The sequence below is a fragment of the Limnohabitans sp. genome, assembly GCF_046052825.1.
GTDB lineage: Bacteria > Pseudomonadota > Gammaproteobacteria > Burkholderiales > Burkholderiaceae_C > Limnohabitans.
Genome location: NZ_JAVLFP010000064.1, coordinates 18366 through 44908, shown reverse-complemented (window position 1 = coordinate 44908; position 26543 = coordinate 18366). Strand labels below are relative to the sequence as shown.

Here is a 26543-nt window from a genome sequence, read left to right as displayed (position 1 = left end):
CCAATCCCAGAGAGGTCAACAGCGATGAGCAAACGCACCCCACTGTGCGTCAGACCAGCAGCTTGCTCAAATGTCGTAGGGCGGGTAGCCCGAGTTTTTACCCTCGGCTTGCAGCAGGCGAATCATGGCCGGCCACTCCAGCACGCCATAGGGACGGCGTGTGCCGGGTTGGTACAGATGTGCGGTGTGTGCCAACACCTCGGGCGAAGGCAGGGTCAGCTCGGTGCGGGCGGCCATGGCGTCGACCTGCGCACGGCACGACATTTCCAACTGGTACATGGTGTTGAAGGCTTGCTGGATGGTGGCGCCACAGGTGAGCAAGCCGTGGTTGCGCAAGATCATGGCGTCGTGGGCTCCCAGGTCTTGCACCAAGCGCACGCGCTCGGCCAAGTCAATCGCCGGGCCTTCAAAGTCGTGGTAACCGATGTGGCCCACAAAGCGGATGGAGGTTTGCGTCATCGGCAACAAGCCGCATTGCATGCTGGCCACCGCCATGCCCGCACGGGTGTGGGTGTGAATCACACAGCGCACATCGGCACGCGCTTCGTGAATGCAGCCGTGGATCACATAGCCGGACTTGTTGATGCCGTAATCGGTGTCGGGCTGGCTGATGATCTGACCTGAGGCGTCGATTTTCACCAAGCTCGAGGCGGTGATTTCTTTGTAGAGCAAGCCATAAAGGTTGATCAGCAAATGGTCGGTGCCTGGAATGCGCGCCGTGATGTGGTTGTAGATCAGGTCGGTCATGCCGAACTGGTCCATCAAGCGGTAGCAGGCGGCCAGCTCCACACGGGTTTGCCATTCTTCGGGCGACACGCTGTGCTCAAGACAAGGAAAGTCGGTGCTGTAGTTCATGGCGGTGCATGGGGTCAAAGTTCAAGCGCTTGCAACACGCGCTGCGGCGTGATGTCTTCCAGGCAACGGGTGTGGCCCAAGGGGCACACCCGCTCATAGCAGGGAGCGCAAGCCAGAGGGGGGTGGTAGTGGGCGTCCACACGCAGCCACAACACACGGGCTTTGTCGTTCAAAGGCGGCGTGTGCTCCGGGCTGGAGGAGCCATACACCGCCACTTGGCGCACACCAAAGGCGGCCGCGACGTGCATGAGGCCCGAGTCGTTGCTGACCACGCGGTAGGCCAAAGCGATCAAGGCAAAAGCTTGGACCAACGAGGTCTGCCCCGCCAAATTGATGCACTGACCGGGACGCGCCGCATTGGCTGCGCGCGCGATGTCATCGCACAGCGCATGTTCTTTGCTGGAGCCCAACAACAACACGGGCATGTCGAGCTGTGCCGCCAAGTCGGCAAAGTGGTGGGCGGGCCAACGCTTGGCAGGGCCGTACTCGGCACCGGGGGCAAACACCACATAGCTGTTGCGCGCCAGCGTGGGCATGTGGGGCATGCGCCCCACGTGCTCCAGCGCATCGCCGAGTTGGGCGCTGGGAAGTTTGAGCACGGGGCGCAAATCACCCCCCAGCTGCATGGACCCAGAAGTACCCAGCAAACTCAAGGCGGCGTAAAACTCCACCATCGGGGGGCGCACCTCGGCGTCTGGGTTGTCCAAGCGGTCGGTCAGCAGACCGAAACGCATCTCCCCGGTGTAGCCCAAACGTTGGGGGATGCCCGCCAGCCAGGGAATGAGCGCACTCTTGAGGGAATTGGGACACACATAGGCCACGTCAAAACGTGACCTCAATGCGCGGGCCATGGCCCAACGGCCCTGCCATTGCAGGCCACCGTGCTGGAATGGAAATTCAACCACCTCGGCCACGCACGGCATGGCGCGGTAGACCGGGGCCACCCAAGGCAAAGCGCCCACTGTGAGGCGTTCGCCGCGTGCGGCCAAGCGCCGCAGCAAGGGCTCTGTCATCACCGCGTCGCCAATCCATTGCGGCGCGATGACGAGGGCGTTTTTAGTGGTGGCCGCCAACGTGCTCGCCGGCTTTGAGGTGGTACTCGGTACCGCAATAGGGGCACTTGGCTTGGCCCGTTTTGGCCACATCCAAGTACACCTTGGGATGGCTGCTCCAAAGGGTCATGTCGGCTTTGGCGCTGGGGCAAAACACGCCGCCATGGCCATTGAGGTCTTTGGCCAGGAGTTCAACTGAATGTGTCATGTGTTCAGTCCCTCACATCAGACTTGGGTCAACCAATGGGCGTATTTGGGGTTGCGGCCATTGACGATGTCAAAGAACGCGGTTTGGATTTTTTCGGTGATCGGGCCGCGGCTGCCCACATAGCCTTCTTTGCCGAGTTCGATGCGGTCGAGCTCACGAATCGGCGTGACTTCGGCGGCCGTGCCGGTGAAGAAGGCCTCGTCGGCGATGTACACCTCGTCGCGGGTGATGCGCTTTTGCACAATCTCCAGCCCCAGGTCTTTGGCGATGTGGAACACCGTGTTGCGGGTGATGCCGTTGAGGGCACCGGCCGACAAATCGGGGGTGTAGATCACGCCGTCTTTGACCACAAAAATGTTTTCGCCAGCGCCTTCAGACACAAAGCCCGAGGTGTCGAGCAACAGGGCTTCGTCGTAACCCTCGTCGGTGACTTCCATGTTGGCCAAGATCGAGTTGGTGTAGTTGCTCACCGCCTTGGCTTGCGTCATGGTGATGTTGACGTGGTGACGCGTGTAGCTGCTGGTCTTGACGCGGATACCGCGCTTCATGCCTTCTTCGCCCAGGTACGCGCCCCAGGTCCAGGCCGCCACCATCAAGTGGATGGTGTTGCCCTTGGGGCTGACGCCGAGCTTTTTGTCGCCAATCCAAGTCAGCGGACGGATGTAGCCGCTTTCCAGTTTGTTCTCACGCACCACGGCGCGTTGGGCCTCGTTGACCTGTTCTTTGGTGAACGGGATGGCCATGCGCAAAATTTTGGCGCTGTTGAACAAGCGGTCGGTGTGCTCTTGCAAGCGAAAGATCGCCGTGCCTTGGGCGGTTTGGTAAGCCCGCACACCTTCAAACGCACCGCAACCGTAGTGCAGGGTGTGCGACAGCACGTGGATCTTGGCATCGCGCCACTCCACCATCTGGCCATCCATCCAAATCTTGCCGTCACGGTCAGACATTGAGGGGATTACGACGCTCATGGGGTTTCCTTTGGACTTGGGGTGTGGGGGCTGGGCCGATCCAGCCTAGCGTTTGATTTTAGCGAGGGCTTGAACCTCGCTGCGGGGTGGCCCTGCGGCTCACGCCTTGGCGGTCACATCCGTGACCTCTGGGGCTGCCAGTGCTGGCGCGTCATGGCCTGGCTCAGCCTCTGGCCGCGTGAGCACCCAACTTTGCAACTTGCCGTGCAAGAAGGTGCAGCGCACCACCGACTCGGAGCCATCGCGCCAGGCGAAGACTTCGGGTTGGACGTCTTTTTCGGTCTCCAACTGGCCCAGGGCGCGGGTCATGGCGATGGCGTGCATCAAACTCAAACCGGGTTTGAGCTTGGCATTGAGCATGACCGCGCTGTCCACATAGCCGATCGGGCGCTTGCTGGCGCGCTTCATGATTTGCACCAAGCGGGTGAAGTACAAGAGCAACCACATCACGCCACCCGTGAAGACCATGGCCACACCCATCCACTGCATGGATTGCCAAGCCCAGGCGGTCAGGCCCACGGCGCCTATCGGTATCAAATATCGTTGAAAGTTCATGGGCGTATTGTCTCAGGCCCGTGATCAACCGGTCGTCTTTGCCCCCACCGCGCGCACCTGCAGCGCGTTCGGGCCCGCGTCAACCCAGCGAGCGCACCAAGCCAATTGCCTCATCGACACGCTCGACCGGGTGCAGGGTCATGCCCTCGATGGGTTTTTTGGGCATGTTGGCTTTGGGAATGACGGCCACGGTGAAGCCCAGTTTGGCGGCTTCTTTCAAGCGCTCTTGACCGCGCGGTGCCGGACGCACCTCGCCCGCCAAGCCCACCTCGCCAAAGGCTATGAAGCCCTGGGGCAAGGGCTTGCCACGCAAGCTGCTTTGAATAGCCAGCATGACGGCCAAGTCGGCGGCGGGCTCGCTGATGCGCACGCCGCCCACGGCGTTGACGAACACGTCTTGGTCCATGCACGCCACGCCAGCATGGCGGTGCAGCACCGCCAGCAACATGGCCAAACGGTCGCGGTCCAAGCCCACGCTCAAGCGACGTGGCGAGGGCCCGCCGGTGTCGACCAAGGCCTGGATTTCCACCAGCATCGGGCGGGTGCCTTCCAGCGTGACCAACACACAGCTGCCGGGCACGGGCTCGGGGTGTTGGCTCAAGAAAATCGCGCTGGGGTTGCTCACCCCTTTGAGGCCTTTTTCGGTCATGGCGAAGACGCCAATTTCGTTGACCGCGCCAAAGCGGTTTTTGATGGCGCGCACCAGCCGGTAGGTGGAGTGGGTGTCGCCCTCAAAGTACAGCACGGTGTCGACCATGTGTTCCAACACACGCGGCCCAGCCAAGGCGCCTTCTTTGGTGACGTGGCCGACCAACACCACCGCCGTGCCAGTGGACTTGGCCATGCGGGTGAGGTGGGCCGCGCATTCGCGCACCTGCGCCACCGAGCCGGGGGCGCTGGTGAGTTGCTCGGAATACACGGTTTGGATCGAGTCCATCACCACCACCGCAGGCTTGAGTTTGTCGACCGTGGCCAGCACTTTTTCCAGCAGGGTTTCGGCCAACACCTGCACCTGGCTGTGGTCCAGCCCCAAACGGCGCGAGCGCAGCGCGACTTGGGCCGCCGACTCTTCGCCCGTCACATACAAGGTGGCCATGCCGCTGCGCTGCAAGCCGTCCATGGCTTGCAGCAACAAGGTGGATTTGCCAATGCCGGGGTCGCCGCCAATCAGCACCACGCCGCCATCGACCATGCCGCCACCGAGCACCCGGTCCAACTCTTCTTGGCCGGTGGGGGTGCGCGCCACGTCGTGGGCTTCGATGTCAGACAAGGTGGCCACCTCGGCACTGGGCGCGAGTGCAGCCATGCCGGCGTAGCGGTTTTTGCTGCCCGAGCCCGCCGACTCGACCGCGCTCTCCAAGAGGGTGTTCCAGGCGTTGCAGCTGGGGCATTTGCCGAGCCATTTGGGGCTGGTGCCGCCGCATTCGGTGCAGACGTAGTGGGTTTTTTCTTTGGCCATGGTGCGTTCTGAGTTGCCGAGAGTGTGCCTCAAGCCTGGCTCAGCCCTCGCGCCAAGCAGCGATCAAGGCTTGGGTGATGTCGGCAGCGGGCAACGCGCGCGCACCGCTGGCGTTTTGACCTGCCCACAAGGGGCTGAAGTCGCTGCGCTGTTGCGCCTCTGCGGCCGCTCGCAAGGGCGCAATGGCCGCTGTGGCCAAGGGAAACGCAGGTGCGACGCTGCTGAGGGGGCCGATCTCGCGCATCAGGCGGTTCACGATGCCCCGGGCCGGACGGCCACTGAAAAGGTTGGTCAGCGCCGTGTGTTGCGCCTCGGGCGACTGCAAAGCGGCGCGGTGCAAGGCGCTGGTGGTGGCCTCGTCGCTGCACAAATACCCGGTGCCCACTTGCACGGCACTCGCACCCAAGGCCTTGGCAGCCCTCACACTGGCCGCGTCTGGGATGCCGCCCGCAGCGATCACTGGCACACGCACGGCGCGAACAAGGTGAGGCAGTAATGCAAACGTGCCCATCTGACGCGTCAAGTCGTCGCTCAAAAACATGCCCCGGTGGCCGCCTGCCTCGAGACCTTGGGCAATGATGGCGTCCACGCCACGCGCTTGCAACCACAAGGCTTCTTCCACGGTGGTGGCCGTTGACCACACCAGGCCGCCCCAAGCTTGGATGCGTTCAACCATGGGGGCCTGCGGCAAACCAAAATGAAAACTCACCACCGCTGGCTTGAACGCTTCGAGCACATCTGCGGCTTCACTGCCATAGGGCACGCGGCCCGCACCCTCGGGAATCTGGGTCGGATCCAACCCCATCTCTGCGTAATACGGCGCCAGCAGTTGGTGCCAGTGCGCCAGCCGCGTTGCATCAGGCCTGGGTGTGTCGTGGCAAAAAAAGTTGACGTTGTAAGCGCGGCTCGTGGCGCTTTGCAAGGCATGCAATTGAGCCTCTAACTGCTGCGGGGTCAGCATGGCGGCGGGCACCGCACCCAAGCCCCCAGCGTTGCAAACAGCAGCGGCCAATCGGTGGTCTTGCGAACCGGCCATCGGGGCTTGCACGATGGGCGCTTTCAGGTCCAGTCGGTTCATGAAGAAGGTCATCGGCTCACTTTAGTACAGGGTTGCCCCGGTTGACAGCCCCGTTTGATTTATTTAATGTATTAACTAATTTCAACCGCTGTACCCCCCATGCGCCAACCCTTTGTCCATCGCAACCTGCCACGTTTGCTGCTGCAAGCGCGCGAATCGGTGATGGCCCACACCCGCCCCGGCTTGCGCAGCCACGGCTTGAGCGACCAGCAGTGGCGGGTGCTGCGCGTGCTGGGCGAAGACCACGGCAACGGGGGCCAAGGCGTGGAAACCGGACGCATTGGGCGCGAGGCCTTCATCACCGGCCCCAGCCTGAGTGGCGTGCTCACGCGCATGGAGCGCGATGGCTTGGTGCAGCGCCAGCGCGATGCCAGCGACCAACGCCGCACTGTGGTGAGACCCACCGCCTTGGGGCTGCAACGCGTGGACACCTTGTCGCACACCATCGAAGCGCACTACCAAACCATGGAGCAGCACTTGGGCAAAACCAAACTGGCCCAGCTGTATGCCTTGCTCGACGAGGTGATCGCGCTCGACCTGCCGCCCACAGACTGAACGCAACGCCGCCCACCCTTCACACCCCAGACCTATGACCGCCCACATCCCCTCCCCCGACCTGCCCATCCATGGCACGGTCTACGGCGTCTTGCTCAACAGCCAGGCCGAATGGCAAGTGGCCGCCCCCCTGATGAGCAACGCGCCCTACCAAGCGCCGCCCAAAGCGCCGGTGCTTTACATCAAGACCGCCAACACCTGGACCTTGAGCGAACATGCCATCGCCGTGCCCTCTCACGTGAGTGCGGTGGAGATCGGCGCCACGCTCGGCGTGGTGCTCAGCGAGGAAGGCGCGCTGCGCGGCTATGTGTTGCTCAACGACCTGTCGGTGCCGCACAGCGTGGCCGAGCAAGGCTTTTACCGCCCGCCCGTGAAATACAAATGCATCGATGGGTTTTTAGGGGTGGGCGCCCAGCTGTTGCCTGCGGTTGATTTGCCCGCCCCCCACGCCATCACGCTGCAAGTGCGCATCAACGGCACGCTGCGCCAAACGGTGCAGCTCGGCCAGATGCGCCGCCGGTTGCCCCAGCTGTTGGCCGATGTGGGCGAGTTCATGACCTTGCAAGCCGGGGATGTGCTGATGCTGGGCCTAGACATTTGCCACGACGGCCCTGAGTCCGGACACCGACCGCATGCCGTGGTGGGCGACGTGGTGGAAATTGATGCACCCGGCGTGCCGGGCTTAGGCGTCTTGCGCCACCACTTGATCGGAGCTGTGGCATGAAACACGCACGCGTGATCTACCAACACCAGACCCACGACGCCACCGAGCGCGACGGCCAGCTGCTGCTCGACGATGGACGCTGCGTGGCTTTTGACGCGGTGCGCTGGCTGCCGCCCTTGGCCCCGGTGGCGCGCCCGCGCACGGTGCTGGCGCTGGGCTTGAACTATGCCGACCACGCCAAAGAGCTGGCCTTCAAAGAACCACCCAAAGAGCCCTTGGTGTTTGTCAAAGGCGAGGCTGGGTTGATCGGCCACCACGAACACACGCTGCGGCCCAATGAAGTGACGTTCATGCACTACGAGTGCGAGCTGGCGGTGGTGATCGGCAAAACCGCCAAGCGGGTGCGCCGCAGCGATGCCTACGACTTTGTGGGTGGCTACAGCGTGGCCAACGACTACGCCATCCGCGATTACTTAGAGAACTGGTACCGCCCCAACATGCGGGTGAAAAACCGCGACACCTGCACACCGCTGGGGCCGTGGCGGGTCGATGCCACCTCGCTGCACCGTGACCATGGCGACCCGTCGAATTTGGCGCTGCAAACCACGGTGAATGGCCAGGTCACACAACGCGGCAACACCCGCGACATGATTTTTGATGTGCCCACCTTGATCGAATACCTCAGCGAGTTCATGACGCTCTACCCCGGGGACCTGATCTTGACCGGCACGCCCGACGGCGTGGTGGACTGCCAGCCGGGCGATGTGATCGTGACCGAAATCGAAGGCCTTGGCGCGCTCACCAACACCATCGCAGCGGCACCAGCGCGCCTGTAACACCCCATATTTGGAGACAGCCATGAAGACCATCGACCACCTCATCAACGGCCAATCGGTGAGCCACGGCCCGCGCTTTGAAACCCTCAACCCCGCGACCCAAGAGGTGTTGGCCGAAGTGGCCAGCGGGGGCGAGGCCGAAGTCAACGCAGCAGTGGCCGCCGCCAAAGCCGCCTTTCCCAAATGGGCCAACACGCCCGCACCCGAACGCGCCAAGGTGATGCGCCGTTTGGGCGAGCTGATCACCCAGCACGTGCCCGAGATCGCCCAGACCGAAACCCAAGACTGCGGCCAGGTGATTGCCCAAACCGGCAAGCAACTGGTGCCGCGTGCGGCGGACAACTTTTCGTACTTTGCCGAAATGTGCACGCGGGTCGATGGCCACACCTACCCCACCCCGACCCACCTGAACTACACGCTGTTTCACCCGGTGGGCGTGTGCGCGCTGATCAGCCCATGGAACGTGCCCTTCATGACCGCCACCTGGAAGGTGGCGCCGTGTTTGGCGTTTGGCAACACAGCGGTGCTCAAGATGAGCGAGCTCTCGCCCATGAGCGCCGCACGCTTGGGCGAGTTGGCGCTGGAAGCTGGCGTGCCCCCCGGCGTGCTGAACTTGGTCCACGGTTACGGCAAAGATGCGGGCGAACCGCTGGTGGCGCACCCCGATGTGCGCGCCATTTCGTTCACCGGCTCCACCGCCACCGGCAACCGCATTGTGCAAACCGCCGGCCTGAAAAAATTCAGCATGGAGCTGGGCGGCAAGTCGCCCTTTGTGGTGTTTGAAGACGCCGACCTCGAGCGCGCCATGGACGCGGCCGTGTTCATGATCTTCTCCAATAACGGTGAGCGCTGCACGGCGGGCAGCCGCATCTTGGTACAGCAAAGCATCTACGCCGACTTTGTGGCCCAGTTCACCGAACGCGCCAAGCGCATCCGCGTGGGCGACCCGCTGGATGAAGCCACGGTGGTGGGCCCGATGATCAGCCAAGCCCATTTGGCCAAGGTGCGCAGCTACATCGACCTCGGCCCCAAAGAAGGCGCCACACTGCTGTGCGGCGGGCTCGACCGCCCTTCGTATGCGCCTGAACTGCCCGCCCACGTGGCACGCGGCAACTATGTGTGGCCCACGGTGTTTGCCAATGTGGACAACCGCATGAAGATCGCGCAAGACGAAATTTTTGGCCCCGTGGCCTGCCTGATTCCGTTCAAAGACGAAGCGCATGCCATTGCCCTGGCCAACGACATTGCCTACGGCCTGAGCAGCTATGTGTGGACCGAGAACATTGGCCGCGCCCACCGCGTGGCCGCTGCGGTGGAAGCGGGCATGTGCTTTGTGAACAGCCAAAACGTGCGCGATTTGCGCCAGCCCTTTGGGGGCACCAAAGCCAGCGGCACCGGACGCGAAGGCGGCACCTGGAGTTACGAGGTGTTTTGCGAACCCAAAAACGTGGCGGTGTCGATGGGCAGCCACCACATTCCGCATTGGGGCGTGTGATGGGACAGCTCGCCCTCGCCGCCAAGATCACCCACGTGCCCAGCATGTACCTGAGCGAGTTGCCAGGCCCACGCCACGGCACGCGCCAAGACGCCATTGCGGGACACCAAGACATCAGCCGCCGTTGCCGCGCCCTGGGCGTGGACACGCTGGTGGTGTTTGACACCCACTGGTTGGTGAATGCGAATTACCACCTCAACTGCGCGCCCCATTTCAAAGGCCAGTACACCAGCAACGAGTTGCCACACTTCATCAGCAACATGGCCTTTGAGTCGCCCGGCAATCCGGCGTTGGGGCACTTGCTGGCGCGCGTGTGCAACGAGCACGGGGTGGAAACTTTGGCCCACGATGCCACCACCTTGGCCCCTGAATACGGCACGCTGGTGCCGCTGCGCTACATGAATGCCGACCAGCACTTCAAGGTGGTGTCGGTGTCGGCCCTGTGCATGGCGCATTACTTGAATGACAGCGCGCGCCTGGGCTGGGCCATGCGCCAGGCGGTGGAGCAGCACTACGACGGCCGGGTGGCGTTTTTGGCCAGCGGTTCGCTGAGCCACCGCTTCGCACAAAACGGACTGGCGCCTGAGTTCGCTTTCAAAATTTGGAGCCCTCTGTTGGAAAAGCTCGACGCACAAGTCATCCGCATGTGGCAGATGGGCGAATGGGCGGCGTTTTGCGAGATGCTGCCCGAGTACGCGAGCAAAGGCCATGGCGAAGGCTTCATGCACGACACCGCCATGCTGTTGGGTGCCTTGGGTTGGTCGGGCTACGACGGCGCAGCCGAGGTCATCACCCCTTACTTTGGCGCTTCGGGCACGGGGCAAATCAACGCCGTGTTTCCCGTCACCCCCCAAGACGGCTCACGCATCCCCGCCGCACAAGCCAGTGCCGCCCATGCCTACCAAGCGTTTGGCCGTTTGTAAGATCCACCGTCTTTTGTTTGCACGCCCATGCCACACCTCGTCATCCTCTACACCGGCCAACTCGACCACGAGACCGACATGACCCAGCTGTGTCGCCGCTTGGCCGACACCATGCTCACGGTGCGCGACGAAGCGGGCGAGCGCGTGTTTCCGACCGGCGGGGTGCGTGTGTTCGCCTACCCAGCGGCGCATTACGCCGTGGCCGACGGCAGCGGCGACCATGGCTTTGTGTATCTGAACTTGCGCATGGGCAAAGGCCGCAGCGAGGCGGCCCAACACCATGCGGGCCAACTTTTGCTCGCCGCCGCCAAAGCCCACTTTGCCGATCTGTTGACGCGCCGCCATGTGGGCATCACCTTGCAAATCGACGTGGGCCTGCCCGTGTTCGATGGGCGCATTGGCAACCTGCACCCGCTGTTCGCGCCCAGCACTTGAACCCCCCTCACGTCCATCCTTCTTTTCTTCACCTCACAAGGTCACCATGCAAACTCCTACCAACCTTTTCAAACAAGCACTCCACCACAAACAAGCGCAAATTGGGTTGTGGATGGGGCTGGGCAACGCCGTCACCACCGACATCTGCGCAGGTGCCGGTTTTGACTGGCTGGTGATCGATGGCGAGCACGGCCCCAACGACCTGACCACCCTCTTGGCCCAGTTGCAAACCGTGGCGGCCTACCCCAACTCGCACCCGGTGGTGCGCATTCCGCACCACGACCCGGCCTTGATCAAACAAGTGCTGGACTTGGGCGCCACCACGTTGCTGGTGCCCATGGTGGACACCGCAGAACAAGCGGCCGCGATTGTGCAGGCCAGCCGCTACCCACAAGACGATGGCCAAGGTGGCATCCGAGGCATGGCAGGCACGCGCGCCTCGCGCTGGGGGCGCTACCCCAACTACGGCAAAGAAGCCAACGCGCAAATCTGTGTCCTGGTGCAGGCTGAAACGCGCGAAGCGCTCAAGAACCTCGACGCGATTGCCGCCACACCGGGCGTGGATGGGGTGTTCATCGGCCCCGCCGATTTGTCGGCTTCCATGGGGCACATCGGCAACCAAACCCACCCCGACGTGCAAGCCGCCATCGTGGACGCGATCGCGCGCATTCGCCAAGCGGGCAAAGCGCCAGGCATCTTGATGGGTGACGAAACCTTGGCGCGTCAGTACCTGGCACTCGGTGCCTTGTTTGTGGCGGTGGGCGTGGACAGCATGATCTTGGCGCGCCAAACCTCGGCGCTGGTGGCCAAATACAAAGAGGGCTTGGGCGCTGCAGCGCCTGCCAGCACCAAAGGCCAGGTGTACTGAGCGAGCCATCATGAGCCAACGTTTTCACCCCGACGAATGGACCGCCCGCGTCGAGCTGGCGGCTTGCTACCGCGTGTTCGCCATGCTGGGCTGGACCGAGATGATTTACAACCACCTCACCGTGCGCTTGCCGCACAGTGTGAGCGGGGACGACAAGCAGTTTTTGATCAACCCGTTTGGCCTGCACTACAGCGAGGTCACAGCCAGCAACTTGGTGAAGATCAACCTGCAAGGCGAGGTGCTGGACGGCTCCACACACCGCGTCAACCCCGCAGGCTTTGTGGTGCATGCCACCTTGCACGGCGGCATTGACGGCGCGCATTGCGTGATGCACACCCACACCACCGCTGGGGTGGCCGTGGCCAGCTTGCAAGGTGGTCTGTCGCAAAGCAATTTTTATTCGGCGCAGCTGCACGACATGGTGGCGTACCACGACTTTGAAGGCATCACCATCCATGCCGACGAGGGGCCTCGTGTGTTGCACAGCATTGGCCACAAGCAAGCCGTGATTTTGCGCAACCATGGCCTGCTGGCTTGGGGCCACTCAGTGCCCGAAACTTTTGCGATTTTGTGGACGCTGCAACGCGCCTGCGAAATCCAACTCGCCACGCTGAGCATGGGCGCGCCCATTGCCGTGCCCGAAGCCGTGGCCGCCAAGTGCACCCGCGACTCGCTGCAATTCGACCGCCAGCATGGGGGCGCTGGGGTGGATGTGTTTGAGGCCTTGGTGCGTCAGGTGGACCGCATCGACGCGGGGTACCGGCAATGATGTTTTCCAAGGTATGCATGTATGGCGCAGGCGCCATTGGTGGTTGGATTGGCGCACGCGTGGGGCAGCTGCCCGGCGTGCAGTTGTCGGTGGTGGCACGGGGCGACACCCTGCGGGCGCTGCAACAACACGGTCTGCGCTTGCGCAGCGGCGACGCCACCCACACCGTGGCTGCGCAGGTGAGCGCACAGCCTGCTGAATTGGGCGTGCAAGACTTGGTGGTGGTGGCGGTCAAAGCACCGGCCTTGCCCGAGGTGGCGCGTCAGATTGCGCCGCTGATCGGGCCACACACGGTGGTGCTGACGGCCATGAACGGCGTTCCCTGGTGGTTTTTGCAGCAGTTTGGGGGTCGACATGCCAACACACCGCTGGCCAGCGTGGACGCCGATGGCAGCATTGCGCGCGCCATTCCTGCGCCCCACGTCATCGGAGGGGTGGTGCACGGGAGTTGTTCGGTGCCATCGCCGGGGCTGGTGCAACACCATTTTGGCAATGGTTTGATCGTGGGCGAGCCCTCGGGGGCGCTGAGCGAGCGTGCCCAAGCCCTGCAGGCGCTGCTGGCCCAAGCGGGCTTTGATGCGAGTCTGTCGCCTCACATTCAAAAAGACGTTTGGTACAAGCTCTGGGGCAATATGAGCGTGAATCCGGTGAGCGCGCTGACCGGGGCCACCACGGACAAAATTCTGGCGGACCCTCTGGTGCGCCAGTTCATTTCGAGCGTGATGCTGGAGGCCAAAGACATTGGCGCTCAGATAGGCCTGGCCATTGAGCAATCGCCCGACGACCGCCATGCGGTCACGCGCAAACTTGGCGCCTTCAAAACCTCGATGTTGCAAGACGTGCAAGCCCACCGCGCGGTGGAGCTTGATGCACTGGTGGGCGCCGTGCACGAGTTGGGTCAGATCACCGGCGTGGCCACGCCCTTCACCGACGCCCTGATGGGCTTGGCGCGTTTGCAAGCGCAGGGCTTGGGGCTTTACCCAGCCTCTGGTGCGTGACGGGCGCGCCAGCGCGGCCACAACACATTGAGCGCCAAGCCTGCCATCAATCAGTCCCAAACAGCCATTGGCAGCAAGGCCAGCAGCAGGTGACGCAAGGGCACGCGCGTGCCTCAGTCGACTTGAAAACCAACGCGCGCACTCACCGCACACATCAGCTCGTACCCCACGGTGCCTGCGGCCTGGGCCACCTCGTCGATGGGCAGCACGGCGCCACTGGAGGCGCGTCCCCACAAGGTCACTTCGCTGCCAAAGCCTGCTTGCGGGCAAGGCGTGAGATCGACCGCCAACATGTCCATGCTCACGCGCCCCAAGGTGCGGGTGCGCACCCCGTCCACCAACACCGGCGTGCCCGTGAGGCAGTGGCGTGGGTAGCCATCGGCATAACCGCACGCCACCACGCCCATGCGCAATGCCCTGTCCGCTGTGTAGGTGGAGCCATAGCCCACGCTGTCGCCAGCTTGCAAGTCTTGCATCGCAATGACTTGGCTGCGCAAGCTTTGGGTGGGCTGCACATTCCAGTGCGCCAGGTCGTGCTCAGGAAAGTCGGGCGCGCTGCCATAGAGCACGATGCCAGGGCGCACCCAGTCGGCGGCCACTTCAGGCGCATGCGCGTGGCGCAGCGAAGCCGCGCTGTTGGCGGTGCTGCGCTCGCCCGGCAGGTCTTGGGTGGCACGGGCAAAGACCGCCATTTGGTCGGCCACGCCTCGCGGGCCATCGGCATCGCTGAAGTGGGTGACGAAAGAAATTTCTTCCACTTGCGGCAGCTGGTTCAAGCGATTCCACGCCGAACGAAAGCGCAAGGGCGTGAAACCCAAACGGTTCATGCCGCTGTTCATTTTGAGAAAGACCCGGTGCGGCACCTGCGTTTTATGCCGGCTGAGCATGTCGATTTGTTCGTCGCAATGCACCGTGTGCCACACATCCAAGCGCGAACACAGTTCCAAGTCGCGGGCGTCAAAAACGCCTTCTAACAGCCAGACCGGGCCGCGCCAACCCAAAGCGCGCACGCGTTGGGCCTCGTCCAAATCCAGCAGGGCAAAGCCATCCGCACCCCGCAGCCCCTCAAAAACACGCTCAATGCCATGGCCGTAGGCATTGGCTTTGACCACCGCCCAGACCCGCGCATCAGGTGCTGACAAACGCACTTGCTGCAAGTTGTGGCGAAGGGCTTGGGTGTGAACGAAGGCGTGTATCGGGCGGGGCATGGTCAATATTGTGGCACCCGCGTGATATAACCAAAGTGTTGCGAGTTATAAGAAAGAGGAGTTCGCATGCCAAGTGCTTGGGGCACTGGCGTGCACATGTTTCATGAAGCGCGGTTTCTACACCATCATGTCGGCCCAGTTTTTCAGTTCGTTGGCCGACAACGCGTTGTTTGTCACCGCGGTTGAACTCCTCAAGGCCGATGGCGCGGCCGAATGGCAGCGCGCGGCCTTGGTGCCCATGTTTGCGTTGTTTTATGTGGTGCTGGCGCCCTTCGTGGGGGCTTTTGCCGACTCACAGCCCAAAGGCCAGGTGATGCTGATGAGCAACGGCATCAAAGTGATTGGCTGCTTGATGATGTTGGTGGGTGTGCACCCGCTGGCCGCGTATGCCGTGGTGGGCTTGGGCGCTGCCGCTTATTCACCCGCCAAGTACGGCATCTTGACCGAGTTGTTGCCGTCCTCACAATTGGTCAAGGCCAATGGCTGGATCGAGGGCTTGACGATCGCCTCCATCATCTTGGGCGTGCTGTTGGGCGGGCAGTTGGTCGGCCATTCGCTGTCGAGCACCTTGCTGTCCTTGGATGTGCCCTTCATCACCACCGGCATCGACACGCCCGCCGAAGCCGCCATTTGCTTGCTGGTGTTGATTTACGCGCTGGCCGCTTGGTTCAACACCCGCATTCCCTTGACCGGCGCGGCCCTCATGCCCATGCGCCTGGACCCCGAGAAAAGCATGGCACGCAATCTGTGGGCGTTGATCCCAGATTTTTGGCATTGCAACCAACGCCTGTGGCACGACAAGCTGGGCCAAATTTCTCTGGCCACCACCACCTTGTTTTGGGGCGTGAGTGGCAACCTGCGCTACATTGTGCTGGCCTGGAGTGCCGCGGCCTTGGGCTACACCACCACCCAGGCTTCGAGCTTGGTGGGCGTGGTGGCGATTGGCACGGCGGTGGGCGCGGTGGCCGCGTCGATGAAGATGCGTCTGGACCACGCCACCCGCCTGATGCCACTGGGCATCTTGATGGGCGTGTGTGTGATTGCCATGAACTTCATCGACAACTTGTGGGTTGCGGTGCCGTTCTTGATCGTGCTGGGTGGTTTGGGCGGCTTTTTGGTGGTGCCGATGAATGCCTTGTTGCAGCACCGTGGCCACAACCTGATGGGCGCTGGGCGTTCGATTGCGGTGCAAAACCTCAATGAGCAACTCTGCATCTTGATCTTGGGTGGCCTGTACACCTTCTTCACCAGCATGGGTTTGAGCGCCTTTGGTGCGATCACCGCGTTTGGCGTGCTGGTGGCTTATGTGATGTGGCTGATCAAACTCTGGCATGCGTCCAACCACGTCAAACACCGCGAAGAGTTGGCGCGCCTGATGCACATCGCGCGCAACGACGACTTGCACGGCTGAGGTGAACCACCCCCGTCTGCTGCCCGTTTTGGCCCTGGGCTTGAATGCCTTGGTGTGGGGCTTGTCATGGTGGCCTTTGCGTCAATTGCATGCCGACGGATTGCACCCCCTGTGGACCACCGCCTGTGTGTTCACCACCGCTTGGATCGGCATCACGTTGTGGCGGCCCTCGGCTTGGCAAGGCTTCCAACATCACCCCGAACTGTGGTGGCTGCTGGTGGCCTCCGGGCTGACCAATGTCGGCTTCAATTGGGCCGTGACCACGGGCGATGTGGTGCGTGTGGTGTTGCTGTTTTATCTGATGCCCACGTGGTCGCTGTTGTTGGCCTGGTGGTTGTTGGGCGAACGGCCCACGGCGGCGGCGCTGGCACGCATGGTCTTGGCCTTAGGCGGGGTGGTGCTGGTGCTCAAAACACCCGATGCGCCCTGGCCTGTGGTGGAGTCTCTGGCCGATGTGCTGGCTTTGCTGGCTGGTTTGTGCTTTGCCCTGACCAATGTGTTGCTGCTGCGCTTGCAGCACACCCCTGAATCGTCCCGCATGGTGGCGATGTTTGGTGGCGGCGCGCTGATGGCACTGCTGTGTGCAGCAGCAGCGCAATCGACCGGTATCTTGCCAGTGGTGGTGTGGCATGTCGCAGCTTGGTGGCCTTGGGTCTTGCTGCTGACCTTGGCTTTTTTGATCGGCAACTTGGTGCTGCAATATGGCGCCGCCCGCTTGAGTGCGCACACCACCTCGATGGTCATGCTCGCCGAGGTGGTGTTTGCCAGCGTGTCGTCGGTGAGCCTGGGGGCGTCAACGCTGACCTGGCAAGTTGCACTGGGTGGGGGCCTCATCGTGTTGGCGGCTTTGCTCGCGTCCCAAGCCCACAACCCGCACAATGGAGGCTCGCCGTTGCCCAGCGAACCCACGCTGTGAATGGCCTCTTGAAAGGATGCTTCCATGACCCACCCACTGACCCACTTCACTGCCGATCGCATTGACGGCACACCCTTGGCACTGTCTGACTTGCAAGGACGGGTGCTGCTGATCGTCAACACCGCCAGCGCCTGTGGGTTCACCCCACAATTTGCCGGCCTAGAAGCCCTGCACCAACGCTACAAGGACCAGGGGCTGACGGTCCTGGGCTTTCCTTGCAACCAGTTTGGCGCGCAAGACCCAGGCAGCAACACCGAGATTGGAGCTTTTTGCCAAAAGAACTACGGCGTGAGCTTTGACATGATGGCCAAGGTGGAAGTCAACGGTGAGCAAGCGCATCCATTGTTTCAGTGGCTCAAATCACAAGCCCCAGGGTTGTTGGGGAGTGAAGCGATCAAATGGAACTTCACCAAATTTCTGGTCGGTCGCGATGGCCACGTGCTGCAACGCTTTGCGTCCATCGACGCCCCGGCCAAGTTGGCCAACGACATTGAACAAGCGTTGGCTGCCGCCGCATAAGGCAACCCGAGGTCAAGCCAGCGCTTGGTCCAACACCTCGACCCAGTGCTTGACGGGCAGCTCGGTGCCACTTTGCAAATGGGTGATGCATCCGACATTGGCACTCAAGATGGCCTGCGGTTGTAGGGCGTCCAAGTGGCCCAGTTTGCGGTCTCGCAAGGTGTAGGCGAGCTTGGGGTTGAGCACCGAGTAAGTCCCTGCCGAGCCGCAACACAGATGCGATTCAACCGAAGCCACCTGCACCGCAAAGCCCAAATCGGTCAAGTGCTTCTCGACCCCGCCTTTGAGTTGCATGCCATGCTGCAAGGTGCAAGGTGGATGGAACGCTTGCAAGCCCGCCTTGGCCAATGTGGCGGCATTGAGTTTGGGCTTGAGCACAGGCACCAGCTCAGGCAACAGCTCACTCAAGTCGCGGGTGAGCGCGCTGATGCGCAGGGCTTTGTCCGCATAGTCTGGGTCATCGCGCAACACATGGCCGTAGTCTTTCACCATGACGCCGCAGCCCGACGCGTTCATCACAATCGCTTCCACGCCTTGCACCACATAGGGCCACCAAGCATCGATGTTGGCGCGCATGTGGGCTTTGCCGCCTTCGTGGTCGTTGAGGTGGAACTTCACCGCGCCGCAGCAACCCGCTTGGGGTATCACCAGGGTTTGAATGCCCGCTGCATCCAACACGCGTGCCGTGGCACTGTTGATGTTGGGCAACATGGCAGGTTGCACACAGCCTGCCAGCATGAGCACTTGGCGTGCATGGCGCTGCGTGGGCCAGACCCCCGCCGTTTGAGGGGCCGGCACTTTGGCGCGCAGCGCAGCAGGCAAGACGTCGCGCACCGCTTGACCCAGTTTCATGGCGGGCGCAAACAAGGCCGAGGTCAAGCCCTCTTTGAGCACCCAGCGCAGCGCCTGCTCACCCAAGGGGCGGGGCACTTTGGCGTCGACCAGCTGGCGGCCGATGTCCACCAAATGGCCGTATTGCACGCCACTGGGACAGGTGCTTTCGCAGTTGCGGCAGGTCAAGCAACGGTCCAAGTGCAGCTGAGTTTTGCGGGTGGGCGTTGCGCCCTCCAACACTTGTTTCATCAGGTAGATGCGCCCCCGAGGGCCATCCAACTCATCGCCGAGCAATTGGTAGGTGGGACAGGTGGCGGTGCAAAAACCGCAATGCACGCATTTGCGCAAAATCGCTTCGGCCTCACGACCTTCTGGCGTGTCTTGGTATTCGGGGGCAAGGTGGGTTTGCATGGTGGATGGCCCGCTTTCAGATGCGCCCGGGGTTCAAGATACCCGCTGGATCAAATTGTTTTTTGAGTTGGTTTTGGACGCGCTGTTGCACCGCGTCCAGCGGAGAAAACACGCCCACGGCTTTGTCTGCGTCACCGTGCAAGGTGCTGGTTCTGAACAACACCGCGTGGCCGCCCAACGGGTGCGCCAAAGCCCGCAAGGCCCCCGCCTGCGACGCACGGGCCCACAACCAGCGTTGTGCGCCATGCCACTCGATGTAGAAGCGGTCTTGAATGCCCAGCGAGGTCACGTCCAGTACGGGCGCTGTTTGCGGCACCGACAGACGCCACAAGCACAGGTCGGGCGCAGGACGCAACGTGAAGAATGGCAAAGTTTGCTCGCCACTGGCCCGCCAATCGGCTGCGGCTTGGGCCTTGTCCAAGCGCGTGACGGTCGCACCCAAGGCTTGCACTTGCGCCGTCATCTTGAGCACCGCCGCCTCAACCGCCGCCACGGCGCCACGCAGGCGGACATACAAACAATCTTGTGCCGGTTCGAGCGTGTCATCACGCACCCAAGCGCTGGCATTGAGCGGCAAGGGCTGTCCGCCCCATTGGTTGAGCAAGCCCAAGGCTTGGGCCTGTGTCACGCCGGCACACTGCAGCGTGGCTTCGCCGGGCGCCACAGGCAACACTTTCAAGGACACCTCGGTGATCAAGCCCAACTGCCCCAAGCTCCCCGCCAACAAGCGCGACACGTCATAGCCGGCCACGTTCTTCATCACTTGGCCGCCAAACGTCAGGTCTTGCCCTTGGCCATTGAGCATGCGCAGGCCCAGCACAAAGTCGCGCACCGTGCCCACACTGGCGCGGGCGGGACCGGCCAACCCCGAAGCCACCATGCCACCCACGGTGGACGCGCCAAATTGCGGGGGTTCAAACGGCAGGCACTGCCCTTGTTCGGCCAAGGCGGCCTGCACTTCAACCATCGGTGTACCGGCACGCACGGTGATCACCAACTCGCTGGGCTCGTAGCTCAAGATGCCACGGTAAGCGCGGGTGTCCAGCACCTCACCTTGCAGCGTTTGGCCATAAAAGTCTTTGCTGCCACCCCCGCGAAGGCGCAGCGGCGCGGCGTTGCTGGATGCGCTGCGTAAGCGCTCGGAGAAATAGTGCAGGGTCGCTTGCATGGCTGGCATGTTAGCGGCAGGCTGCACGCGAGGGTTTGAATTTTTTACACAAGGTCATCAAAAATCAGCCATGCCCATGTTTGCCCTGTTCTACGAATTGGGTGGGGGTACATCCCACGACTTCTTTGAATGCGGCTATGTAGGCCGAAGCATTCGCAAAGCCGGCCAGGACCGCGAGTTGTTTGACGGGGTCACCCGTCACCAAGCGATCCAAAGTACCCACAATGCGCGCCCTTTGACGCCATTGTCGAAAACTGCAGCCCACCTCAGTCCTGAAATGCCGTGTGAAGCTGCGTTCGCTCATGCCAACCTGGGCTGCAACTGTCATCAGCGGCGCGTCCCACTGACGGTGGTTCATCAGCCTTGCAGCTGCCTTCATGAGTTTGGGGTCGCGCGGCAAAGGGAGGTAGCAGCGAGGCTCTTCACAGCTGGCCACCAGCTGGTGCAGAAGTTGGGCCATCAATTCCTGTGTTGCGGCAAGGTGCTGGGGGTCGAACAGCGCCAAGATCAGCGCGCGTGTCAATTCACTTGTGAGGACCAGATGCACTTGGTCCGTATCCAACACACACACGTGGTGCGAAAAATAAACTGTCCGCATTTCAGTGTCCGAGAGCGCCGTCACAGCGTGCGCCACGCCAGCTTGAATCCAAAGTGCGCGCAGAGGTGGGACCGTCCATTGACCCTCATCCGTGGTCACTTGCATCACCCCTTGGGTGGCAAATAGCAGCTGGTTCTTGCTGTGCGTGTGTTGAGCCAACACACGACCGCGCCAGTGCGTTTTGGCGAGCACCTTCCACGTGAGTGTCGTTTGGCGTGACATCGACATTGATTGGCGGTTGGGATAGATCGGGACTTCTTAGGATAGCGCGACATCCACTCATGGGGCTGTTCATGTCAAGTTTGGTTTCTGTTTTCTTTTACGGTAGCTTCATGCGCCCGGATGTCTTGGCAAAGTCCGACGTTCATCCTGCAACGTTCGAAGTTGCGACATTGAATGGCTACGACATTGCACTCGATCCGCATGCCAATCTTTATCCGCATCCCTTCGCTTGTGTGTATGGCATATTGATCCGTGCTTCACACGCACAACTTGATCGCTTGTACGGCGCCAACGGCGTGGGTGTTTTCTTACCTGAAGCGGTTTTGTTAACAGTGAATGATTCGCGCTGGTTGCCTGCCTTGTGCTTCATCCCCCCGAGTCGGAGAAACCAGCGTCCTGACCCCGCTTACCTTGAGCGCTTGATCGAAGCAGCGCACCTACGCGGATTGCCGCCACACTACATCGCGCGTCTTGAAAAGTTCAGAGCAGATGACGCTTGACCATGGAGGGCCATTCCATGCCCTGATAGACCCCGCTTTTGAGACGCCATAAAAAAAGCCCGCCGGGTAGGCGGGCTCAAAGTCCAAGGAAAACTTGAAATAAACCTGGATGGATTAACGGTGGTAGGCCGTTTCGCCGTGTGAGCTGATGTCCAAGCCTTCGCGCTCTTCTTCTTCAGAGACACGCAGACCCAAGACCAAGTCCACCAATTTGTAGGCGATGTAAGACACCACAGCCGACCACACGATGGTGGTGATCACGGCTTGGAACTGAATCCACACCTGACCTGAGATCGAGTACTCAGGGCTCACCGCATTGGCCACGTAGTCGAAGATGCCCGTGCCGCCCAAAGAAGGCGCAGCAAACACACCGGTCAACAAAGCACCCACGATACCGCCCACGCCGTGGACGCCAAACACGTCGAGCGAGTCGTCCGCACCGAGCATGCGCTTGAGGCCATTGACACCCCACAGGCACAAGAAGCCAGCCAGCAAACCGATCACGATGGCGCCCATGGGGCCCACGAAACCGCACGCTGGGGTGATGGCCACCAAACCGGCCACAGCACCAGACGCAGCACCCAACATGGAGGCTTTGCCTTTGGACAAGGACTCACCGGTGATCCAGCTCAAGGTGGCAGCAGCAGTTGCCACCAAGGTGTTCATGAAGGCCAGAGCGGTCACGCCGTTGGCTTCCAGGTTAGAACCTGCGTTGAAGCCGAACCAACCCACCCACAGTAGCGATGCGCCCACCATGGTCAAGGTCAGGCTGTGAGGTGCCATCGACTCTTTGCCATAACCCGTGCGCTTGCCGATCACATAAGCGCCCACCAAGCCAGCCACAGCGGCGTTGATGTGCACCACCGTACCGCCTGCGAAGTCGAGTGCGCCTTTGGCCCACAACCAGCCAGCAGCAGCCGTCACGGTTTCCAAAGAAGCAGCGTCAGTGATCGCATCGGGGCCGTCCCAATACCAAACCATGTGGGCCACTGGCATGTAGCTGAAGGTGAACCACAAAGCGCAGAACAACAACACAGCAGAGAAGCGGGCGCGCTCAGCGAAAGCACCCACGATCAAGGTGCAGGTGATGGCCGCAAAGGTGGCTTGGAAGGCAGCGAAGGTCAACTCAGGAATCACGACGCCTTTGCTGAACGTGGCAGCAATGGAGTCAGGCGTGATGCCTTTGAAGAACAACTTGTCCAAGCTGCCAATGAAGGGGTTGCCCGCCGAGAAGGTCAAGCTGTAACCGTAGATCACCCACAAGACGTAAATCAAGGAGGTCACCACAAACACCTGCATCAGCACGGACAGCATGTTCTTGCTGCGGACCAAACCGCCATAGAACAAAGCCAAGCCAGGAATGGTCATCAAAATCACGAGCACGGTGGCCACGGTCATCCAAGCGGTGTCGCCTTTGTTGGGCACAGGTGCAGGAGCCGCTTCAGCCGCTGCGGGGGCAGCAGCCGTGGCAGCCGCAGGCGCCGTGGCCTTGGCTTCAGCAACGGGGGCAGCAGGTGCTGCGGTTTGTGCCATGACGGCAGAGCCGCCAAGCAGCAGGCCCAGCCCAAGGGCGAGGGAGGCAAGCAGTTTTTTCATGATGGGGTCTTTCAAAAAGGGCGTCTGTGCGACACGATCAAAGGGCTTCAGGACCGGTTTCGCCGGTGCGGATGCGAACCACTTGTTCGAGGTCATAGACAAAAATCTTGCCGTCGCCGATCTTGCCGGTGCGGGCTGAGGCCTCGATGGCTTCGATGGCACGGTCGACGTGCTCCGAAGCCACAGCGGCTTCGATCTTGACCTTGGGCAAGAAGTCAACCACGTACTCGGCACCGCGGTACAACTCGGTGTGGCCTTTTTGACGGCCGAAGCCTTTGACTTCTGTGACAGTGATACCTTGCACGCCAATTTGCGACAAGGCCTCACGGACCTCGTCCAACTTGAACGGCTTGATGATGGCGGTGATGAGTTTCATGGTTGCTCCTAGAGAAGACGACGCGCTGGGTTTAGAAGCTGTATTTCACGCCCAGAACGACGGCGTTCTTAGCGGTGTTGTAGCTGCTGGCAGAACTCAGGAAGTAGGCGTTCTTGCTCACGTTGGTGCTGATGGCAGAAGCCGAAGCAGACAAACCATCACCCAAGTCTTTGTTCAAGGTCAAAGCCAAGTCGGTGTAGCTTGCACCTGTGATGTTTTTCACAGTTTGACGCCCTGCATGCGGCACCAATGAGTAACCTTCACCCAGATCAAAAGTGGCGCTCAAGTCCAAATAGCCGCTGCCCTTGGAGCTTTTTTTGTTTGTCGCGTCATAAGCGCCAAACAGATCGGAGAACGCATAAGAATACTTAGCTGTGAAGACGCCTGCTGTCACCGCACCATAGATCTCGTCTGTGTTGGCATTCTTCGTGGAAACTTTGTCATAGCTGTTGTTGACATATTGGTAACGCAGGTAACCCACGTCATAAGCCAAGCCAGCCGCTTCAAATTTATAGCCGCCGTACAAGTCCAGTTCCACAGGGCCCGATGCATTGCTGCCCGAATCTTTGATCCACTTGATGGTGGAGGCCCAAGCGCCCAAGTAGTAACCGCTGGCATCGGCGTAATCCACGCCACCTTGCAAAGCCGCATCACCCTTGGTTTGGGCAAGACCGCGGTAACGGTATTCCGTGACCACGCCCACGTTGTAGCCAAGGGTCGACTCAGGCTCGGCAGGTGCAGTTTGAGCGAAAGCGGCGGAAGAGGTGGCCAAGAGGGCCAGCAAAAGTTTGGACTTGAAGTTCATTTGATTTTCTCCGTTTGAAAAATAAATACACATTTTTTATAAGCAGAGTCCGTGCCAGTGCATGGACATACAAAAGTGTTCACTGCCGCTCACCCAAAACCCAAAGTGATGCAGTAGCCTGAACACGCACAGATTTTGACGCACTTAATTAGTGCGCTTCGCGTCAAATATTGCACCGTAATGGCGCTTATTCATCAGAAAGATCACCATGTCCCTGGCTTTGGTTCACAGTCGCGCGTTGTTGGGTCTGCGCGCACCTTCCGTGACGGTTGAGGTGCATTTGGCCAACGGCCTGCCCAGTTTCACCTTGGTGGGTTTGGCCGATACCGAGGTCAAAGAGGCGCGCGAGCGCGTGCGCTGTGCGATTCAAAACTCAGGCTTGGACTTCCCCAGCAACAAGCGCATCACCGTGAATTTGGCGCCGGCCGACCTGCCCAAAGACTCCGGCCGTTTTGACTTGCCCATTGCGTTGGGCATCTTGTCCGCCCATGGGCTGCTCGATGCACAAGCCTTGGCTTTGCATGAGTTCGCGGGCGAGTTGTCGCTCTCTGGCGAATTGCGCCCGGTGCGTGGCGCCTTGGCCATGGGCTTGGCCTTGCACGCCACCGGGGTGCGCACCCGCTTGGTGTTGCCACCAGGCAGTGCAGAAGAGGCGGCCTTGGTGCCCACCGCAGAGGTGTACCGCGTCCAACATTTGAAAGATGTGGTGGCGCACTTTGCCAAACCAGACGCCTTGCCACCCAGCATCGCCGGTGACGACGACCAAGGCTGGGCCCGGCTTTCGCCACAGCCCAACCGCACTACCCAGCAAGCGCACGGACCTGATTTGGCAGACGTCAAAGGCCAAGCCGTGCCGAGACGCGCGTTAGAGATCGCGGCAGCAGGTGGCCATTCACTGCTGCTGATTGGGCCACCGGGCACCGGCAAGTCCATGCTGGCTCAGCGGTTTGCCGCCTTGCTGCCAGAGATGAACTTGGATCAGGCCTTGGAGAGTGCCGCCATGGCCAGCTTGGCCGGGCGCTTCGAGCTCAGCCAGTGGTTGCAACGCCCGACACGCAGCCCCCACCACACCGCCACCTCGGTGGCTTTGGTTGGAGGCGGCTCACCGCCGCGACCCGGTGAAATCTCGCTTGCGCACCATGGCGTGTTGTTTTTGGATGAGCTGCCCGAATTTCCAAGGCGTGCCCTCGAGGCCTTGCGCGAACCTCTGGAGAGTGGGCGCATCACCTTGTCACGCGCGGCCACCCAAGCGGAGTTTCCCGCGCAATTTCAGTTGATTGCCGCCATGAACCCCTGCCCCTGTGGACACTTGGGCTCCAGGGTTAAAGCCTGTCGCTGCACGCCCGATCAGGTGGCCCGCTACCAAGCCAAGCTCAGTGGACCGCTGATGGACCGGATTGATTTGCAAGTCGATGTGCCCGCATTGGCGCCCGAGGTGCTGATGCACGCCAGCGCCAGCGAAAGCACCGCTGAGGTCAGGCTGCGTTGTGTGAATGCCCATGCACGCGCACTCGACCGCCAAGGAGTTGCCAACCAAGCCTTGCAGGGCCAGTCCTTGGAAGCCCATGTGCAACTCCATGCCAGCGCCGCCGAGTTTTTACACACGGCCGCCAACAAATTGGGTTGGTCCAGTCGCAGCACCCATCGGGTGTTGCGGGTGGCCCGCACCATCGCCGATTTGGCCGACAGCAATGCCGTGCAGATGACCCATGTGGCGGAGGCCGTGCAATACCGCAGGGTGTTGTCAACGCACTGAGCCGCGAGTCTGGCTTACGTTAAATCTGCGTGACAAACGCACCCGTGGGTCGTGAGGCTGATTGAATTTATCTTCCCTTGCAGTGGTTGCACGAGGAATTCACTTTCAACACATGGAGACACCCAATGAACAAACCTCTGATCTGGACAAGTCTGGCGGTTGCGCTGACCCTCAGTCATTTTCTGAGTCCCGCCCATGCCAACGACGACAAACCGACCAAGCCCAACAAAATGGCCACGTGTAACAAAGAAGCCGAAGGCAAGAAAGGGGATGAGCGCAAAGCTTTCATGAAAGAGTGCTTGAGCGCCAAAGCCCCCGCAGCAGAAGCGCCCAAGAACACAGGCTCACAACAAAACAAAATGAAACGCTGCAATGAGGAGGCCACAGGCCTCAAAGGCGACGAGCGCAAACAAAAAATGAGTGCCTGCTTGAAGTCTTGATGGCATCGGGTCCAACACAAAGGGCGCTCCTAGAGCGCCCTTTGTGTTTTGCAAACGTGTTGCAG

At 61.2% G+C, this 26543-nt stretch carries 29 protein-coding genes; 15 read left to right on the top strand and 14 right to left on the bottom strand.

Annotated features, from left to right (window positions below; translation table 11 throughout):
* Positions 1 to 66: 66 nt before the first annotated feature.
* The 7 genes from ACKWJN_RS11040 to ACKWJN_RS11010 all read right to left on the bottom strand — a co-directional run bounded on the left by ACKWJN_RS11040 (position 67) and on the right by ACKWJN_RS11010 (position 6187).
* Positions 67 to 855, bottom strand: coding sequence for a class II aldolase/adducin family protein (locus ACKWJN_RS11040; RefSeq protein WP_408596870.1), 789 nt, complete (start codon positions 853 to 855; stop codon positions 67 to 69).
* A gap of 14 nt (positions 856 to 869) precedes the next feature.
* Positions 870 to 1868, bottom strand: a complete 999-nt coding sequence (gene waaF / locus ACKWJN_RS11035) for a lipopolysaccharide heptosyltransferase II (RefSeq protein ID WP_408596969.1) — start codon at positions 1866 to 1868, stop codon at positions 870 to 872.
* Positions 1869 to 1911: 43 nt separating this feature from the next.
* The gene (locus ACKWJN_RS11030; protein WP_408596868.1) at positions 1912 to 2115 is read right to left on the bottom strand and encodes a zinc-finger domain-containing protein; all 204 of its coding nucleotides are present in this window, start codon (positions 2113 to 2115) and stop codon (positions 1912 to 1914) included.
* Between the two features lie 17 nt (positions 2116 to 2132).
* Positions 2133 to 3083, bottom strand: a complete 951-nt coding sequence (locus ACKWJN_RS11025; protein ID WP_408596866.1) for a branched-chain amino acid transaminase — start codon at positions 3081 to 3083, stop codon at positions 2133 to 2135.
* A gap of 99 nt (positions 3084 to 3182) precedes the next feature.
* The gene (locus tag ACKWJN_RS11020; protein ID WP_408596864.1) at positions 3183 to 3638 is read right to left on the bottom strand and encodes a glycerate kinase; all 456 of its coding nucleotides are present in this window, start codon (positions 3636 to 3638) and stop codon (positions 3183 to 3185) included.
* Between the two features lie 79 nt (positions 3639 to 3717).
* The gene (radA, locus tag ACKWJN_RS11015) at positions 3718 to 5097 is read right to left on the bottom strand and encodes a DNA repair protein RadA (protein ID WP_408596862.1); all 1380 of its coding nucleotides are present in this window, start codon (positions 5095 to 5097) and stop codon (positions 3718 to 3720) included.
* A gap of 40 nt (positions 5098 to 5137) precedes the next feature.
* Entirely contained in the window at positions 5138 to 6187 is a 1050-nt protein-coding gene (locus tag ACKWJN_RS11010; RefSeq protein ID WP_408596860.1) for an NAD(P)H-dependent flavin oxidoreductase, read from the bottom strand.
* A gap of 87 nt (positions 6188 to 6274) precedes the next feature.
* On the opposite strand from ACKWJN_RS11010, the gene hpaR reads away from it, so the two are divergent.
* From hpaR to ACKWJN_RS10965, 9 genes are read left to right on the top strand one after another with little or no spacing between them, the layout of a single operon-like run.
* Positions 6275 to 6730 carry a homoprotocatechuate degradation operon regulator HpaR gene (gene hpaR / locus ACKWJN_RS11005; protein WP_408596858.1) on the top strand — a complete coding sequence of 152 codons (456 nt, stop codon included), beginning with the start codon at positions 6275 to 6277 and terminating at the stop codon, positions 6728 to 6730.
* A gap of 34 nt (positions 6731 to 6764) precedes the next feature.
* Entirely contained in the window at positions 6765 to 7454 is a 690-nt protein-coding gene (locus ACKWJN_RS11000) for a fumarylacetoacetate hydrolase family protein (protein ID WP_408596856.1), read from the top strand.
* A complete protein-coding gene (locus ACKWJN_RS10995; RefSeq protein ID WP_408596854.1) occupies positions 7451 to 8230 on the top strand; it encodes a fumarylacetoacetate hydrolase family protein in 780 nt (259 codons plus the stop codon). Before ACKWJN_RS11000 ends, ACKWJN_RS10995 begins: the two co-directional genes overlap by 4 nt.
* Positions 8231 to 8252: 22 nt before the next feature.
* On the top strand, positions 8253 to 9725 hold the full coding sequence (gene hpaE, locus ACKWJN_RS10990; RefSeq protein ID WP_408596852.1) for a 5-carboxymethyl-2-hydroxymuconate semialdehyde dehydrogenase: 1473 nt from the start codon (positions 8253 to 8255) through the stop codon (positions 9723 to 9725).
* Positions 9725 to 10648 carry a 3,4-dihydroxyphenylacetate 2,3-dioxygenase gene (gene hpaD / locus ACKWJN_RS10985; RefSeq protein WP_408596850.1) on the top strand — a complete coding sequence of 308 codons (924 nt, stop codon included), beginning with the start codon at positions 9725 to 9727 and terminating at the stop codon, positions 10646 to 10648. Before hpaE ends, hpaD begins: the two co-directional genes overlap by 1 nt.
* A gap of 27 nt (positions 10649 to 10675) precedes the next feature.
* Positions 10676 to 11083 (top strand): 5-carboxymethyl-2-hydroxymuconate isomerase, encoded by a 408-nt coding sequence (locus ACKWJN_RS10980; RefSeq protein WP_408596848.1) that lies wholly within the window; start codon positions 10676 to 10678, stop codon positions 11081 to 11083.
* 46 nt (positions 11084 to 11129) lie between these two features.
* Positions 11130 to 11951: an aldolase/citrate lyase family protein gene (locus tag ACKWJN_RS10975; RefSeq protein WP_408596846.1), complete on the top strand. Its 822-nt coding sequence runs from the start codon at positions 11130 to 11132 to the stop codon at positions 11949 to 11951.
* 10 nt (positions 11952 to 11961) lie between these two features.
* Positions 11962 to 12720, top strand: coding sequence for a class II aldolase/adducin family protein (locus tag ACKWJN_RS10970; RefSeq protein WP_408596844.1), 759 nt, complete (start codon positions 11962 to 11964; stop codon positions 12718 to 12720).
* Positions 12720 to 13718 carry a 2-dehydropantoate 2-reductase gene (locus tag ACKWJN_RS10965; protein WP_408596842.1) on the top strand — a complete coding sequence of 333 codons (999 nt, stop codon included), beginning with the start codon at positions 12720 to 12722 and terminating at the stop codon, positions 13716 to 13718. Before ACKWJN_RS10970 ends, ACKWJN_RS10965 begins: the two co-directional genes overlap by 1 nt.
* Before the next feature lie 113 nt (positions 13719 to 13831).
* Here the strand turns inward: ACKWJN_RS10965 and alr are convergent, their stop codons facing one another.
* Positions 13832 to 14926, bottom strand: a complete 1095-nt coding sequence (gene alr, locus ACKWJN_RS10960; RefSeq protein WP_408596840.1) for an alanine racemase — start codon at positions 14924 to 14926, stop codon at positions 13832 to 13834.
* Positions 14927 to 15029: 103 nt separating this feature from the next.
* Here alr and lplT point away from each other — a divergent pair, with 103 nt between their 5' ends.
* From lplT to ACKWJN_RS10945, 3 genes are read left to right on the top strand one after another with little or no spacing between them, the layout of a single operon-like run.
* Positions 15030 to 16337, top strand: a complete 1308-nt coding sequence (gene lplT / locus ACKWJN_RS10955) for a lysophospholipid transporter LplT (protein ID WP_408596838.1) — start codon at positions 15030 to 15032, stop codon at positions 16335 to 16337.
* 1 nt (position 16338) lies between these two features.
* The gene (locus ACKWJN_RS10950) at positions 16339 to 17253 is read left to right on the top strand and encodes a DMT family transporter (protein ID WP_408596836.1); all 915 of its coding nucleotides are present in this window, start codon (positions 16339 to 16341) and stop codon (positions 17251 to 17253) included.
* A 24-nt stretch (positions 17254 to 17277) separates the two neighbouring features.
* Entirely contained in the window at positions 17278 to 17772 is a 495-nt protein-coding gene (locus ACKWJN_RS10945) for a glutathione peroxidase (RefSeq protein ID WP_408596834.1), read from the top strand.
* A 12-nt stretch (positions 17773 to 17784) separates the two neighbouring features.
* Here the strand turns inward: ACKWJN_RS10945 and glcF are convergent, their stop codons facing one another.
* Genes glcF through ACKWJN_RS10930 form a run of 3 tightly spaced genes read right to left on the bottom strand, consistent with a single transcriptional unit; the run spans position 17785 to position 21005 of the window.
* Entirely contained in the window at positions 17785 to 19017 is a 1233-nt protein-coding gene (gene glcF / locus ACKWJN_RS10940; protein ID WP_408596833.1) for a glycolate oxidase subunit GlcF, read from the bottom strand.
* A 16-nt stretch (positions 19018 to 19033) separates the two neighbouring features.
* Positions 19034 to 20194: a glycolate oxidase subunit GlcE gene (glcE, locus tag ACKWJN_RS10935; RefSeq protein WP_408596831.1), complete on the bottom strand. Its 1161-nt coding sequence runs from the start codon at positions 20192 to 20194 to the stop codon at positions 19034 to 19036.
* Positions 20195 to 20249: 55 nt separating this feature from the next.
* Positions 20250 to 21005, bottom strand: a complete 756-nt coding sequence (locus ACKWJN_RS10930) for an AraC family transcriptional regulator (RefSeq protein ID WP_408596829.1) — start codon at positions 21003 to 21005, stop codon at positions 20250 to 20252.
* Between the two features lie 71 nt (positions 21006 to 21076).
* On the opposite strand from ACKWJN_RS10930, the gene ACKWJN_RS10925 reads away from it, so the two are divergent.
* Complete coding sequence (locus ACKWJN_RS10925) at positions 21077 to 21505, top strand: gamma-glutamylcyclotransferase family protein (RefSeq protein WP_408596827.1); 429 nt, start codon at positions 21077 to 21079, stop codon at positions 21503 to 21505.
* A gap of 114 nt (positions 21506 to 21619) precedes the next feature.
* Here ACKWJN_RS10925 and ACKWJN_RS10920 read toward each other — a convergent pair whose 3' ends face one another.
* Genes ACKWJN_RS10920 through ACKWJN_RS10910 form a run of 3 tightly spaced genes read right to left on the bottom strand, consistent with a single transcriptional unit; the run spans position 21620 to position 24282 of the window.
* On the bottom strand, positions 21620 to 23101 hold the full coding sequence (locus ACKWJN_RS10920) for an ammonium transporter (protein ID WP_408596825.1): 1482 nt from the start codon (positions 23099 to 23101) through the stop codon (positions 21620 to 21622).
* A 37-nt stretch (positions 23102 to 23138) separates the two neighbouring features.
* Positions 23139 to 23477 carry a P-II family nitrogen regulator gene (gene glnK, locus ACKWJN_RS10915; protein WP_408596824.1) on the bottom strand — a complete coding sequence of 113 codons (339 nt, stop codon included), beginning with the start codon at positions 23475 to 23477 and terminating at the stop codon, positions 23139 to 23141.
* A 31-nt stretch (positions 23478 to 23508) separates the two neighbouring features.
* Positions 23509 to 24282: a TorF family putative porin gene (locus ACKWJN_RS10910; RefSeq protein ID WP_408596822.1), complete on the bottom strand. Its 774-nt coding sequence runs from the start codon at positions 24280 to 24282 to the stop codon at positions 23509 to 23511.
* Between the two features lie 208 nt (positions 24283 to 24490).
* Between ACKWJN_RS10910 and ACKWJN_RS10905 the strand changes: the two genes are divergently transcribed.
* Together ACKWJN_RS10905 and ACKWJN_RS10900 are read left to right on the top strand one after the other, a co-directional pair.
* Positions 24491 to 26038, top strand: a complete 1548-nt coding sequence (locus ACKWJN_RS10905) for a YifB family Mg chelatase-like AAA ATPase (protein ID WP_408596820.1) — start codon at positions 24491 to 24493, stop codon at positions 26036 to 26038.
* Between the two features lie 125 nt (positions 26039 to 26163).
* Positions 26164 to 26478 (top strand): PsiF family protein, encoded by a 315-nt coding sequence (locus ACKWJN_RS10900; RefSeq protein ID WP_408596818.1) that lies wholly within the window; start codon positions 26164 to 26166, stop codon positions 26476 to 26478.
* The last annotated feature ends 65 nt before the right edge of the window (positions 26479 to 26543 follow it).

Bases quoted from the DNA above. Each gene is read 5' to 3' on its own strand.
- ACKWJN_RS11025 (WP_408596866.1), bottom strand. From the start codon at position 3,083: ATGAGCGTCGTAATCCCCTCAATGTCTGACCGTGACGGCAAGATTTGG.
- lplT (WP_408596838.1), top strand. From the start codon at position 15,030: ATGAAGCGCGGTTTCTACACCATCATGTCGGCCCAGTTTTTCAGTTCG.
- ACKWJN_RS11000 (WP_408596856.1), top strand. From the start codon at position 6,765: ATGACCGCCCACATCCCCTCCCCCGACCTGCCCATCCATGGCACGGTC.
- radA (WP_408596862.1), bottom strand. From the start codon at position 5,097: ATGGCCAAAGAAAAAACCCACTACGTCTGCACCGAATGCGGCGGCACC.
- ACKWJN_RS10995 (WP_408596854.1), top strand. From the start codon at position 7,451: ATGAAACACGCACGCGTGATCTACCAACACCAGACCCACGACGCCACC.
- ACKWJN_RS10900 (WP_408596818.1), top strand. From the start codon at position 26,164: ATGAACAAACCTCTGATCTGGACAAGTCTGGCGGTTGCGCTGACCCTC.
- ACKWJN_RS10975 (WP_408596846.1), top strand. From the start codon at position 11,130: ATGCAAACTCCTACCAACCTTTTCAAACAAGCACTCCACCACAAACAA.
- glnK (WP_408596824.1), bottom strand. From the start codon at position 23,477: ATGAAACTCATCACCGCCATCATCAAGCCGTTCAAGTTGGACGAGGTC.
- ACKWJN_RS11010 (WP_408596860.1), bottom strand. From the start codon at position 6,187: ATGACCTTCTTCATGAACCGACTGGACCTGAAAGCGCCCATCGTGCAA.
- ACKWJN_RS11030 (WP_408596868.1), bottom strand. From the start codon at position 2,115: ATGACACATTCAGTTGAACTCCTGGCCAAAGACCTCAATGGCCATGGC.
- ACKWJN_RS10980 (WP_408596848.1), top strand. From the start codon at position 10,676: ATGCCACACCTCGTCATCCTCTACACCGGCCAACTCGACCACGAGACC.
- hpaD (WP_408596850.1), top strand. From the start codon at position 9,725: ATGGGACAGCTCGCCCTCGCCGCCAAGATCACCCACGTGCCCAGCATG.
- glcF (WP_408596833.1), bottom strand. From the start codon at position 19,017: ATGCAAACCCACCTTGCCCCCGAATACCAAGACACGCCAGAAGGTCGT.
- alr (WP_408596840.1), bottom strand. From the start codon at position 14,926: ATGCCCCGCCCGATACACGCCTTCGTTCACACCCAAGCCCTTCGCCAC.
- hpaE (WP_408596852.1), top strand. From the start codon at position 8,253: ATGAAGACCATCGACCACCTCATCAACGGCCAATCGGTGAGCCACGGC.
- ACKWJN_RS10965 (WP_408596842.1), top strand. From the start codon at position 12,720: ATGTTTTCCAAGGTATGCATGTATGGCGCAGGCGCCATTGGTGGTTGG.
- waaF (WP_408596969.1), bottom strand. From the start codon at position 1,868: ATGACAGAGCCCTTGCTGCGGCGCTTGGCCGCACGCGGCGAACGCCTC.
- ACKWJN_RS10905 (WP_408596820.1), top strand. From the start codon at position 24,491: ATGTCCCTGGCTTTGGTTCACAGTCGCGCGTTGTTGGGTCTGCGCGCA.
- ACKWJN_RS10920 (WP_408596825.1), bottom strand. From the start codon at position 23,101: ATGAAAAAACTGCTTGCCTCCCTCGCCCTTGGGCTGGGCCTGCTGCTT.
- ACKWJN_RS10910 (WP_408596822.1), bottom strand. From the start codon at position 24,282: ATGAACTTCAAGTCCAAACTTTTGCTGGCCCTCTTGGCCACCTCTTCC.
- ACKWJN_RS10930 (WP_408596829.1), bottom strand. From the start codon at position 21,005: ATGTCACGCCAAACGACACTCACGTGGAAGGTGCTCGCCAAAACGCAC.
- ACKWJN_RS10945 (WP_408596834.1), top strand. From the start codon at position 17,278: ATGACCCACCCACTGACCCACTTCACTGCCGATCGCATTGACGGCACA.
- ACKWJN_RS11040 (WP_408596870.1), bottom strand. From the start codon at position 855: ATGAACTACAGCACCGACTTTCCTTGTCTTGAGCACAGCGTGTCGCCC.
- hpaR (WP_408596858.1), top strand. From the start codon at position 6,275: ATGCGCCAACCCTTTGTCCATCGCAACCTGCCACGTTTGCTGCTGCAA.
- ACKWJN_RS11020 (WP_408596864.1), bottom strand. From the start codon at position 3,638: ATGAACTTTCAACGATATTTGATACCGATAGGCGCCGTGGGCCTGACC.
- ACKWJN_RS10925 (WP_408596827.1), top strand. From the start codon at position 21,077: ATGTCAAGTTTGGTTTCTGTTTTCTTTTACGGTAGCTTCATGCGCCCG.
- ACKWJN_RS10970 (WP_408596844.1), top strand. From the start codon at position 11,962: ATGAGCCAACGTTTTCACCCCGACGAATGGACCGCCCGCGTCGAGCTG.
- glcE (WP_408596831.1), bottom strand. From the start codon at position 20,194: ATGCCAGCCATGCAAGCGACCCTGCACTATTTCTCCGAGCGCTTACGC.